The organism is Microcoleus sp. PH2017_05_CCC_O_A (genome assembly GCF_020738785.1).
Classification (GTDB): Bacteria; Cyanobacteriota; Cyanobacteriia; order Cyanobacteriales; family Microcoleaceae; genus Microcoleus.
This window is the reverse complement of the sequence record NZ_JAEQCB010000052.1, coordinates 19,130-29,496: the sequence shown is the minus strand read 5'-3', so window position 1 is coordinate 29,496 and position 10,367 is coordinate 19,130. Positions and strand designations below refer to the sequence as shown.

At 44.7% G+C, this 10,367-nt stretch carries 15 protein-coding genes; 8 read left to right on the top strand and 7 right to left on the bottom strand.

What is annotated here, in order from left to right; all coding sequences use genetic code 11:
• Positions 1 to 613 precede the first annotated feature (613 nt).
• The 4 genes from JGK20_RS13955 to JGK20_RS13940 form a co-directional block, all read right to left on the bottom strand.
• Entirely contained in the window at positions 614 to 1,015 is a 402-nt protein-coding gene (locus tag JGK20_RS13955) for a pentapeptide repeat-containing protein (RefSeq protein ID WP_293230909.1), read from the bottom strand.
• Positions 1,015 to 1,416 carry a pentapeptide repeat-containing protein gene (locus tag JGK20_RS13950; protein ID WP_293230906.1) on the bottom strand — a complete coding sequence of 134 codons (402 nt, stop codon included), beginning with the start codon at positions 1,414 to 1,416 and terminating at the stop codon, positions 1,015 to 1,017. Before JGK20_RS13950 ends, JGK20_RS13955 begins: the two co-directional genes overlap by 1 nt.
• A 208-nt stretch (positions 1,417 to 1,624) precedes the next feature.
• On the bottom strand, positions 1,625 to 2,053 hold the full coding sequence (locus tag JGK20_RS13945) for a pentapeptide repeat-containing protein (protein ID WP_293205711.1): 429 nt from the start codon (positions 2,051 to 2,053) through the stop codon (positions 1,625 to 1,627).
• Positions 2,032 to 2,151, bottom strand: coding sequence for a pentapeptide repeat-containing protein (locus JGK20_RS13940; RefSeq protein WP_293205742.1), 120 nt, complete (start codon positions 2,149 to 2,151; stop codon positions 2,032 to 2,034). The genes JGK20_RS13945 and JGK20_RS13940 overlap by 22 nt, the downstream gene beginning before the upstream one ends.
• 99 nt (positions 2,152 to 2,250) lie before the next feature.
• On the opposite strand from JGK20_RS13940, the gene JGK20_RS13935 reads away from it, so the two are divergent.
• On the top strand, positions 2,251 to 3,084 hold the full coding sequence (locus tag JGK20_RS13935; RefSeq protein ID WP_293230903.1) for an IS5 family transposase: 834 nt from the start codon (positions 2,251 to 2,253) through the stop codon (positions 3,082 to 3,084).
• Between the two features lie 138 nt (positions 3,085 to 3,222).
• The gene (locus tag JGK20_RS13930) at positions 3,223 to 3,414 is read left to right on the top strand and encodes a hypothetical protein (protein WP_293205715.1); all 192 of its coding nucleotides are present in this window, start codon (positions 3,223 to 3,225) and stop codon (positions 3,412 to 3,414) included.
• Between the two features lie 123 nt (positions 3,415 to 3,537).
• Here the strand turns inward: JGK20_RS13930 and rodA are convergent, their stop codons facing one another.
• From rodA to JGK20_RS13915, 3 genes are all read right to left on the bottom strand, one after another.
• On the bottom strand, positions 3,538 to 4,797 hold the full coding sequence (gene rodA / locus JGK20_RS13925) for a rod shape-determining protein RodA (protein WP_293176851.1): 1,260 nt from the start codon (positions 4,795 to 4,797) through the stop codon (positions 3,538 to 3,540).
• Between the two features lie 402 nt (positions 4,798 to 5,199).
• Positions 5,200 to 5,547 (bottom strand): VOC family protein, encoded by a 348-nt coding sequence (locus tag JGK20_RS13920; RefSeq protein ID WP_293176849.1) that lies wholly within the window; start codon positions 5,545 to 5,547, stop codon positions 5,200 to 5,202.
• Between the two features lie 59 nt (positions 5,548 to 5,606).
• A complete protein-coding gene (locus tag JGK20_RS13915) occupies positions 5,607 to 8,027 on the bottom strand; it encodes a tetratricopeptide repeat protein (protein ID WP_293176847.1) in 2,421 nt (806 codons plus the stop codon).
• Between the two features lie 215 nt (positions 8,028 to 8,242).
• Here JGK20_RS13915 and JGK20_RS13910 point away from each other — a divergent pair, with 215 nt between their 5' ends.
• The 6 genes from JGK20_RS13910 to JGK20_RS13885 all read left to right on the top strand — a co-directional run bounded on the left by JGK20_RS13910 (position 8,243) and on the right by JGK20_RS13885 (position 10,305).
• The gene (locus JGK20_RS13910) at positions 8,243 to 8,425 is read left to right on the top strand and encodes an NfeD family protein (RefSeq protein WP_293176845.1); all 183 of its coding nucleotides are present in this window, start codon (positions 8,243 to 8,245) and stop codon (positions 8,423 to 8,425) included.
• A 135-nt stretch (positions 8,426 to 8,560) separates the two neighbouring features.
• Positions 8,561 to 8,743 carry an NfeD family protein gene (locus JGK20_RS13905; protein WP_293144766.1) on the top strand — a complete coding sequence of 61 codons (183 nt, stop codon included), beginning with the start codon at positions 8,561 to 8,563 and terminating at the stop codon, positions 8,741 to 8,743.
• Positions 8,744 to 8,758: 15 nt separating this feature from the next.
• Positions 8,759 to 9,013 carry an NfeD family protein gene (locus JGK20_RS13900; protein WP_293190054.1) on the top strand — a complete coding sequence of 85 codons (255 nt, stop codon included), beginning with the start codon at positions 8,759 to 8,761 and terminating at the stop codon, positions 9,011 to 9,013.
• A gap of 84 nt (positions 9,014 to 9,097) precedes the next feature.
• Positions 9,098 to 9,283 (top strand): NfeD family protein, encoded by a 186-nt coding sequence (locus JGK20_RS13895; protein WP_293176841.1) that lies wholly within the window; start codon positions 9,098 to 9,100, stop codon positions 9,281 to 9,283.
• A 282-nt stretch (positions 9,284 to 9,565) separates the two neighbouring features.
• The gene (locus JGK20_RS13890; RefSeq protein WP_293190056.1) at positions 9,566 to 9,961 is read left to right on the top strand and encodes an NfeD family protein; all 396 of its coding nucleotides are present in this window, start codon (positions 9,566 to 9,568) and stop codon (positions 9,959 to 9,961) included.
• Between the two features lie 155 nt (positions 9,962 to 10,116).
• Entirely contained in the window at positions 10,117 to 10,305 is a 189-nt protein-coding gene (locus JGK20_RS13885) for an NfeD family protein (RefSeq protein ID WP_293176837.1), read from the top strand.
• Positions 10,306 to 10,367 lie beyond the last annotated feature (62 nt).

Here is a 10,367-nt window from a genome sequence, read left to right as displayed (position 1 = left end):
ATGTCTTTATCTCCACATAAACTGCCTAATTATCAACAAGGCATAAGAGCTATGAGCCTTATTCTATCAGCGTTATAGGCGACTTGTCACCCCGACAGCATAATGCTACAGCATTTTTATTCACAGAAAAACCATTAACTCAAAGGATGATCGCACTCAACGTCCCATCTGGTCTCTTGAAGAAATAGAAACCAAGATCGGCTACGATCTATTCCCTCTTCTTCCTCAAGAAATAAAACAAGATATCAAAGATATCAAATACATCTTTCCCAGTAAAGAATCTATTGGAGATACTTGGGCTAGCCTTCCTTGGAAATCAAATCCACCGCCACTTCCCGAAGACCCTACAGATCCGGAAGAGGAACTTGAGGAACTTGAGGGTGAATCTGAGGAACTTGAGGAGGAATAATAAATAATACCGAATCCGCGTTAAAATCCCCTTTATGTTCTTCCCCAACTCTCTCGATCTCCCTCTCGGCCCTAGTCGCGCTGCGGTTAATTATAAAAGGGATATTTAACGCGGATTTGTATTAATTTATCTGACGCCTATCGACACAGAAATATGATGAATATTCAAACGGAGGGTAGATATGTTTTCAGCAATGTTTAGCATTTATCGCTCTGGGCAATTATCGTTTCGGATCGTTCCATCTGGCATGACAGTATTGCACAAGGTAGCGTCTTCCCATTCTCCGCAAAGATTGATTATTGTATTTGGGCCATATTCAGGCTCTCCTCTAGCTCCCATCAGATTAGCATTGCACAGATTTGAACCATCAAATGATGTTTCCTCTAGAATCGCACCACTGAGGTTTGCTCCAGTAATATCTGAATTAGTAAACCCTGTTTGATGCAACTGGGTGTTACTTAGATTCGCGCCAATTAGAGTTGCTTTATAAAAACCAGCTTCAGTGATATCTGCATCGCTGAGGTCGGCTCCAGTGAGGTTTGTATTTTGACAGTGGAGCCGAGATAAAAAACCATTTTTCAAATTAGCTCCACGCTCGGTTGGCATCAGTTAAGTCGGCATAGTGCAAAGTTGCATTTTCTCTCGCAGGCATTACTTAGATTGGCTCCACTCAAGTCAGCCCCTTCCAACCAAGCTTCTCTCAAGTTAGCACCACTGAAGTTAGCATTAATCAACTGAGCGCCATCCAAGTTCGCATCGCTCAAGTTAGCATTACTCAAGTTAGCATTAATCAAGTGAATACAATCCAAGTTAGCCTCGCTCAAGTTAGCACCACTAAAGTCAGCACCACTCAAATGAGTACTCGTCAAGTTAGCATTAATCAAAATAGCATTGGCGAGATTGATATCAATGAGCTTTGCCTTGTTCAAATCGACACCGCTCAAGTCAACCCCAGCAAAGTCTCTTTCTCCACTGGTATACCGTTCGAGCAATTCTTCAGCGTTCATAAATTATCTAGTCAATTATTTTAACTTTTGAATTATAGTATAATTATCCTATGTTTTGCTAGTCCAATTCGATCGCACTCAACCTCCTAGTCGCGCTGGTGCAGTTAACGACCGAGGGGAGATTTAACGCGGATTTGTATTAATTTATCTGACTCCTATTGAAACAGAAATCAGATGAATATCTGTTTTCAGCAATGTTTAGCATTCATCAAGCTGTACAATTATCATTTCGGATGGTTCCATCTGGCATGACAGTATTGCACAAGGTAGCGTCTTCCCATTTTCCGCAAAGATTGATTGTATTTGAGTCGTCATATTCAGGATCGGGTCTAGCTCCCATCAGATTAGCGTGGCACAGATTTGAACCATCAAATGATGTTTCATCCATAATTGCACCACTAAAGTTAGCTCCAGTAAGATCGGAATTCCAAAACCCTGTTTGATGTAGTTTGGTATTACTTAGATTCGCGCCAATTAGAGTTGCTTTATGAAAACCAGCTTCACCGAGGTCTGCATCGCTGAGGTCGGCTCCAGTGAGGTTTGTATTTTGGCAGTTGAGTCTAGATAAAAAACCATTTTTCAAATTAGCTCCACGCTCGGTTGGCATCAGTCGCGTCAGCAGAGTCCAAAGTTGCATTTTCTCTCGCAGGCATTACTTAGATTGGCTCCACTCAAGTCAGCCCCTTCCAACCAAGCTTCTCTCAAGTTAGCACCACTAAAATTAGCATTAATCAACTGAGCGTCACCCAAGTTCGCATCGCTCAAGTTAGCATTAGACCTCTGGCAAAAGTGCGAACGCTCTAGTAAAATAAAAGAAAAAATTAGCTGAATAATATGAATTACGAACAATTACAAAAGTCTACCCCCAAGGACTTCAAACGCTACTGTGGAGTACATCAAGAAACATTCAGGGAAATGGTAAAAATAGTCAAAGCGGAAAAAATATTTCAAAAAAAATCTGGAAGACCAAGCAAATTGTGCTCAGAAGACCAAATCTTAATGACATTATCCTATTTGCGTGAATATCCTACTTTTTTTCATTTAGGAATTAAATGGGGTATCAGTGAATCAAATGCTGATCGAATTGTAATTAGAACTGAGAAAGCTTTAATAAGGTCAGGTTTATTTAATTTACCTGGCAAAAAGATTCTTTATCAAAGTAACAATGAGATAAAAACTGTAGTATTGGATGTGTCAGAGCATGAAATAGAACGTCCCCAAAAAAAGCAAAAAAAATATTATAGTGGCAAGCAAAAATATCATACAATAAAATCGCAAGTTCTAGCCAACCCAAAAAGTGCTGAAATAATATGTACAGCTTTTGGTGACGGGAAGACGCATGATTTTAGTTTGTTTAAAAAAAGCAAGATCGGGATAAATCAAAACCTTGAATTGCTAGGTGATAAAGGTTATCAAGGAATCACAAAGATTCATACTAATAGTAGAACACCGTTCAAAAAAAACAAAAACAAAAAACTGAGTCAAGCCGAAAAACAATTCAATCGACAACTGGCAAAATCCAGAATTATCATGGAAAATATACATCGAAGTTTAAAGATATTTAGAATACTTTCATCTAGATATCGGAATCGAAGAAGACGCTTTGGATTAAGATTTAATTTAATAGCTGGTATTTATAATTATGAACTTTCTTTAAAGACAAATTAGCAATCGCCTGAGACTTTCGCAAGAGGTCTATTGAATCCTCCACCGAAACTCGGTACTACGTCACATCATTAACCGAAACAGCCGCTTCCCTTGCTCAAAGAATTCGAGGCTATTGGGGAGTCGAAAACAAGGTTCATTATGTCCGTGATGTCACCCGGCGTAGAAGATGCTTGTCGCATTCGCACTGTTGGACTCGTTCAATGTTGGACAATCGATCGCAATTTTTCCCTAAATTTGTATCGCGATCGTGGCTTTCAAAACATGGCTCAAGCTCAAGGTCTGGCTGGCTTGAGTTTTAACATACTTAAAGACATCTGTAGAATCAAATAGCCCTGGTGTGGTGTACATCGCTTGACATACACCTTGACCTGTCTGGCACTGCAAACCCTATAAACTAGGGTTATTTTATAAGACTTAAAGGGCTTGAATTTGCAATTGCCAATTACCAATCACCTAATTCCAACGCTTCTTGCGTTGTCGCTGGTTCGCCACCGCCTCCACCAGTCCCAATCCGAGAAAATTACTCAGCAGCGACGCATTCCCGTAACTAAGGAAAGGTAGCGGAATTCCTGTAACCGGGGCTAAGCCGATGTTCATCCCAATATTTACGAATACCTGAAAAATTAACATTGACAGTACGCCGATCGCCAGCAAGGAACCAAAATTGTCGTTTGCAGTTTGTGCGATCGTCACCAAGCGGAAACAAATGATCCAGAACACCAACAGCACTGCAATGCAGCCAATAAAGCCCAATTCTTCGCCGATCGCAGAAAAGATAAAGTCCGTATGCTGTTCGGGAATAAAGTTAAGCTGAGTTTGGGTTCCGTGAAACAAACCTCTGCCTTTGAGTTCCCCGGCCCCGATCGCAATCCGAGATTGAATCAAGTGATATCCGCTGCCTAAAGGGTCTTTCTCGGGGTTCAAAAACCCTGTCAGGCGCATTTTTTGATAATCCTTCAGCACGCCCCAAAATACGTGTCCGACGTGTCCCGACACCACATTCACCAACACAGCACCGAAAGTCCCCAGCCAAGGCCAAGGTAGGCTTCGCCAAGCAATAATACCCGCCACGACTACCCAGGCTACCCAAATCGGTGTGGACACGTTATTGAGGAGAACTGAGAAGAGAGGAGAGAACAACAATATTAACCATCCGGGATTGACATTTCCCCAGTAAAACATCCCCATTGTGATCGCGCCAAACACCAGCGAAGTACCTAAATTTGGTTCAGCAAAGATCAATCCCCAGGGCACAGCCATAATCGCCAGCATTCTCAACATATCGCGCACCGTAGGGACAGTCTTCTCGTGCAGGAGGGCTGCTAAGGTGATAATCATCCCTACTTTGGCAAATTCTGAGGGTTGCAGGTAGAAGCCGCCGATATTGATCCACCGCTGGGCACCGAGCCCTGTAGTACCAATAAACCGCACTGCAATCAGGGACAAATTAATGAATATGTAAATCGGCCATTTCCACTCAATCAGTATTTGGTAGCGACAGCGGGAAATGATGATGGCGAGGAACAAACCGACTCCGCCAGTTACCCAGTGCCGCCACCAGTCGATCGAGCCCTGGTTGATTTCGACGCTGCGGATCATGATTCCGCCGAAGATGGTGAGGCTGATGCAAGCGGCAAACAGCCAAGGATCTGCTTCTTCCCAGGGTTTGAAGATCGATGTCCAGCGGTTTCTGACTTGTATTCTTTGGAACATGAGGATTTTAGATTTTAGATTTTAGATTTTAGATTATCGAGCCGATTTTCGGAAGTTGTGGATATATAGCAGTTGACAGTTGACAGTTGACAGTTGACAGTTGACAGCAATCAAACCGTTTATGCTGTGGGTTCTCGTCTCCATTCATGGAAGTCATTTATGCCCTCACGCCATGTGGCGGTTGCTATATTTTGGATGCTGAGCCTGCACTGTAACTTTAGAAGATTTGGTGTCAGTACGTCACTTTATTCGGCGAGTTGTACGGAGGTTCCGGGCAGTCTGCAACTGGCCGAGGTGCGCAGTGTGCACAAATCTGTAGGGTGCGCAGTGTGCACAAATCTTGTAGGGTGCGCAGTGCGCACCTTACGCGGATTTAGCTCGCTCCGCAAGTCCTAGAATCGGTCAAGTCGGCTCGTAAAGGTACTCAAAACCGTTACCGTCGGGGTCTCTGCCGTAAAAAGACGCTGTACCGTCGCGGTGTTCGTGAATCTGGGTGACGGAAACACCTTCAGTTTTGAGTTGTTCGTAGGCGGATTCCATTTCGGTGCGATCGTCAAATACAAACCCAAAATGCGGCCCTGCTTGGTCGTAAGTCGGACTCAACAGCGCCAGTCCATCATCTCCTGCTTTTAAATAAGCCCAGTCTGCATCTTTCCAAACTAACTCCATTCCCAATTTGCTGTAGAACTCAGCAGCTTTCTCTATGTCTTGCACGCAGACGGCTACGTGTCCCAATCGTTTTAGTTTCATGTCTAGAAATTTTATTGTTGTGCTTTACTTTATTGTATCTTTTTTCCTTTGTTTCTCAGTTAATTAGGGATTTTTTCGGGATTTTTGGTAGCGGCAAACTGTACTTTTTCTACTTGTTTGCTGGCGTCCATTTCGCTGAACAGTTGAATGGCGCGATCGAAGTTTTCTTGGGCTTTCTCGATGTTGCCGAGTTTTTGTTCTGTCAGTGCGAGCTGATAGCAAGCTTCGGCTCGGTCTAATTTAGCGCTGGGCAGATCGAGTATTTCTATTGCTTCTGCATGGTGCTGCATGGCTTGGTCAAATTCTCCTCGTTCTCGGTACAGGGCAGCTATACCGCTAAGAGCTTTGGCTTTGACGGTGCTGTAAAGGTTTTCGTCGGCCTGGGCGATCGCCTGACTGTACAAGCTCAAAGCTTTTTCTGGATCTCCGAGGTTTTTATAGGTGGTGGCTAGAAACACTAACTTGTATCCCGTACCCACTAACTGGCTCTCTTCGCGATCGGCATATAGTTTGTCGGCGAGTTCCTTGGCAGCTTTTTTGACTCCCACACAGGAGTTGAGAAAAGCTAACCCGACCTCGATCGAATAACTGTTAATCCCGATAATCCCGATTTCCTCCCGCGAATTTTTCATTTTGACAAATATCTCCAGAGCTGGTTCTAATTCCAGCATTTCTATTTTGCAAAACCCTATATTGATTGCAGCGTTAAGTTTCCAAAATTCTAGATTAGCTTTTTGGCCGTTTTCCGGTTCGCTATTTTTTGCTATATTTTGCAGACATTTAGTGGCTTTTCTTTCGGATATTTGGTGACATTCTATGGCTTGATTGATGTCGCCCAATATTCTGTAAGAAACGCCTAAAATACTGTAAAGACCGCTCAAATAATAGTCAGAAGTCACATTGTTGACGATGCGAGTAGTTGCTGAAATTATTGGCTGCAAGAAACCTAGTTTATAGAGCGCTCGTCCGAGTTTGTAATCTTTGGCAAACTGGATATTGATTTTTTTGAGGATGACGCTAGCGGCCTGCTCGAAACAGCTAATTGCCACGTAATGATAGTAAGCTTCAAAAGCTTTCAGCGCATCTTCTACGGTTTCAATAATCTCGACGCTATCCGTCCAAAACTCGGCTGCTTTGCGGTTGGCGGTGTCCCAGTCTGCGGGCGAAAGCCGATCGACTGCTTCTTCCCGAATTGCTGGATGCACCCAGTATTCGCCTTTTTGGGACTCGACTAGCGATCGGTGCAACAGCGATTTAATGATTTGTCTGCGTCCGGCTTCGGGCACGTCCCACAGCAGGCACAAAAGTGCATCACTAGGGACTGTCGGCACGTCTTGATAGCGGTAACAGCCCAAGCGGCAAAGGAGTTGATAGGCTTCGGGATCGAGTTCTTGCAGGCGGTTGAATTGACTGGTAACTAAATTTTTTAAGTCGGTTTCCACCAGCGGATCGTCGCTGTTTTCCAGCCAGTAGGCTGCCATATCTCCGTCAAAATCTTCTCGGATTGTCCCCCAAAGAATGCCCATGGCTTTGGCATTACCGCCGTAAACTTTGTGCATTTCCTGGAGTGCGACAGGATCTATTTTGATGTTGCGATCGCCAAAATACTGCTGCCAAGTTTCCACGTCCAATCCCGGAAGCAGGTAGTGTTCGACGGTTACGTCAGAATCGCAAAGTCGATCGCGACTGGTAATCAGCGTTACCGACTGCACCGCGGCATCAGCCAAAACTCGCAAGAGTTCGACGTACAGCCGGTGGGGTTCAATAAACTTACCTTGTCCGTCGAGGGCGGCTTCCAAATTGTCAATCAATACGCCGACTTTGAGAGTCTGAAGTTGCCGCTTCAGCCGCCCGAGGGTGACACCAAAGTCTGGCCCTGGTTCTTCTTGGAAGTCTTGCTTGAGCCATTCTTCGATCGCACTCTCTAAGGCTGTGAGGTTTTCTGTCTCTTTTGCCATCAGCAGTTCAATTACGCGATCGAACCCTTGAGATTTCAGGTACTGTCTGGCTAAAGTCGTTTTGCCCATACCGCCGGCACTTTGGATCACAATCACTTTAGCGCCTTGGGCGACCAGAGTATTCAGATCCTCGATCGCCTCAAACCTGCCCAAAAAGTTCGGATTTTCGATTTCCAAGTCCGAATCTAGCCCCAGGGACGATCGGGGCGGAACAATTTGCCCCGACTGCGGTTCTAGTTTCGAGTAGCTGCGCCAATATCGATCTATTACCGCTTGCAGGTTATCTCTTTTAACTTTTTCACCTTCTCCAAACAAAGCTGAAAGGCGCTTCCACAAATTAGAGGCAGCATCCTTAACAGTCCCTACTCCATATCCTTCACTCTCTGCAACCTGTTGGTACGTCCTGCCTTGCACCCCCATCCATGCTTCGCGAAAGATCGCGCTGTCAAGGTTGTCGAGAGTTTTCAGGTTTCGAGCCACAAGTAACGAGTTAGTAAAATCCAGTGCTTGATCCGCTTCCATTGAGTCACCAGGTTTAGCGTTACCTATTATCAAACAACTCTAACAGACTTTTTCCGACTCGCTTACGGGCTCAAACAGCCGACTTATAAGGACTTTTGCCGACTGACACAGCCATGGTTGACCTGCGAGACTGTTGAGTGTGGAGGGGAAGTTGACCGACAAGCTTCTGACATCCGCACCAATCAAGTCGAACTTACATTCAGGAGCCAGCAGCTATGTCTATTAACACTGATGAAAAGGCGATCGTCGATGAAGCAATTCGCCCTCAAGAATGCGGCCGGGTGCGCTTTCAAAGCACTTGGTGGCCTGCAAAATGCGATCGAGACATAACTTTTCACCCCGGGGATGTGGTTCGAGTTGTGGGAATTGACAACATTACCCTGATTGTCACAGCCTAGCTTTGACAGTTGACAGTTGACAGTTGACAGTTGACAGCAAGAGGGCGACCTCTACCTGGAAATTGGTAACGAGTCGAGCAATCAGTTTTTCGCATCTCAAACTTCAGCCAAACTTATAATCAGGAGCCAGCAATCATGACTTTTGACAATTCCGAAAAAGCGATCGTCGATGAAGCAATTCGCCCTCAAGAGTCCGGCCGCGTGCGCTTCCAAAACAGTTGGTGGCCTGCAAAATGCGAGCAAGAGATGACTTTTCAACCGGGTGACGTGGTTCGCGTCATCGGAATTGACAACATTACTCTGATTGTGGCAGCCTAGCTGCCGATCGAGCCAGTGAATCGAGTCCTACAAGTTTTTACCTCTCAAGAATCCGACGAATCTGCACTCAGGAGTCCTAAAGTTATGAGTCTCAACCATTTGAAAAAAGCCGTCGTAGAAGAAGAAATCCGTCCAGGCGAGTCCGGTCGCGTCCGATTCCAGAGCACTTGGTGGCCTGCGAAGTGCGACGATCTACAAATAACTTTGAAACCCGGTGCTGTGGTTCGTGTCCTGGCACTTGAGAACGTGACTCTGATCGTTGAAGCGTAGTTGGGAATTAAGGATTTACCGAGTCTGGTTATAAGTTTATCGCCTTTGAAGGTTACGAAAAATTGGAAATTGGGAGCCAAAAATATGACTGTTAGCTATTTGGAAAAAGCGATCGTAGATGAAGAAATTCGACCCAATCAGCCCGGTCGCGTCAGCTTCCAAAACAGTTGGTGGCCTGCGAAGTGCGACGATCTACAAATAACTTTGAAACCCGGTGCTGTGGTTCGAGTCCTGAGACTTGAAAACATTACTCTAATAGTTGAAGCTTAGTTCGGGAAAACTCTGAGGTGGGGAGTAGTCAGTTGATTTTAGATTTTAGATTTTAGATTTTAGATTTACACTCTCATTAAATCTGAGAGTTTGAAAGTCAGTCTAAAATCAGGGGATCTGCCAGACTCAAGTTGAGGATTTGTATCGGTTTGTAGAAGGCAGAATTTAACTTCCCGCTTGCAATTGTTGGGATAAGAAATCTGACCATTTAATCAAACTTAAAAAGCGCGAGCTTTTCGCATCCAAAAGTCAAACATAACCTATCTTCAGGAGCCATCCACCATGTCTACTAACTATGTCGAAGAAGCAAGCTTTATTGAAGAAGAAGGAATCTTAGCCTTCGCTGATGAGGAAAAAGTAGGCAGTGTTAATCAAGCAAAATCAGCCGTCTCCGGTGCGGAAAAGTCCAGCACCGATGTAGCAGAAGAGACGGCGGTCGGTGAGGAAAAACCCGCTGTCGGCGATGCAGAAACAGTCCATACTCATCTAGCGCCAAAAGATATCGCCCCAGACCAAAAAGCGATCGTCGAAGAAGAAATTCGTCCGGGAGAATCTGGTCGCGTCCGTTTCCAAAGCAGTTGGTGGCCTGCAACATCTGACCAAGAAATTACTTTTAAACCCGGAGAAGCGGTTCGAGTCATCGCCATTGACAATGTGACTCTGATTGTTGAAGGGTAATTGCAAAGCATCTTCCGATTTTAGATTTTGGATTTTAGATTTTAGATTGGAGGATTTGGGGATTGGGAGATTGATGAATGGTTTATTAATTGGTAAATACCTCGGAAACTGTTCGCCTTCAAAACAATTCCAACCAATTTTTAGGAGTAGCAATCATGTTTTTTGACTATTTTGAAGAAGCAATCGTTGCAGAAGAAATTCGACCGGGTGAATGCGGCCGCGTCCGCTTTCAATGTAGTTGGTGGCCCGCTAAGTGCGATAAAGGCATAACTTTTAAACCCGGGGAACTGGTTTATGTGGTAGGAATTGACAAGATTACTTTATTGGTGGAGGGTATAGCTTGAAATGCGGGAATTTGCGATCGCGCTGCCGCCTAGGCGGATCTCTCTTCAAATCTCTTCAAAAG

Bases quoted from the DNA above. Each gene is read 5' to 3' on its own strand.
- JGK20_RS13890 (WP_293190056.1), top strand. From the start codon at position 9,566: ATGTCTACTAACTATGTCGAAGAAGCAAGCTTTATTGAAGAAGAAGGA.
- JGK20_RS13930 (WP_293205715.1), top strand. From the start codon at position 3,223: ATGTCCGTGATGTCACCCGGCGTAGAAGATGCTTGTCGCATTCGCACT.
- JGK20_RS13935 (WP_293230903.1), top strand. From the start codon at position 2,251: ATGAATTACGAACAATTACAAAAGTCTACCCCCAAGGACTTCAAACGC.
- JGK20_RS13955 (WP_293230909.1), bottom strand. From the start codon at position 1,015: ATGCCAACCGAGCGTGGAGCTAATTTGAAAAATGGTTTTTTATCTCGG.
- JGK20_RS13885 (WP_293176837.1), top strand. From the start codon at position 10,117: ATGTTTTTTGACTATTTTGAAGAAGCAATCGTTGCAGAAGAAATTCGA.
- JGK20_RS13950 (WP_293230906.1), bottom strand. From the start codon at position 1,416: ATGAACGCTGAAGAATTGCTCGAACGGTATACCAGTGGAGAAAGAGAC.
- JGK20_RS13945 (WP_293205711.1), bottom strand. From the start codon at position 2,053: ATGCAACTTTGGACTCTGCTGACGCGACTGATGCCAACCGAGCGTGGA.
- JGK20_RS13895 (WP_293176841.1), top strand. From the start codon at position 9,098: ATGACTGTTAGCTATTTGGAAAAAGCGATCGTAGATGAAGAAATTCGA.
- JGK20_RS13905 (WP_293144766.1), top strand. From the start codon at position 8,561: ATGACTTTTGACAATTCCGAAAAAGCGATCGTCGATGAAGCAATTCGC.
- rodA (WP_293176851.1), bottom strand. From the start codon at position 4,797: ATGTTCCAAAGAATACAAGTCAGAAACCGCTGGACATCGATCTTCAAA.
- JGK20_RS13915 (WP_293176847.1), bottom strand. From the start codon at position 8,027: ATGGAAGCGGATCAAGCACTGGATTTTACTAACTCGTTACTTGTGGCT.
- JGK20_RS13920 (WP_293176849.1), bottom strand. From the start codon at position 5,547: ATGAAACTAAAACGATTGGGACACGTAGCCGTCTGCGTGCAAGACATA.
- JGK20_RS13910 (WP_293176845.1), top strand. From the start codon at position 8,243: ATGTCTATTAACACTGATGAAAAGGCGATCGTCGATGAAGCAATTCGC.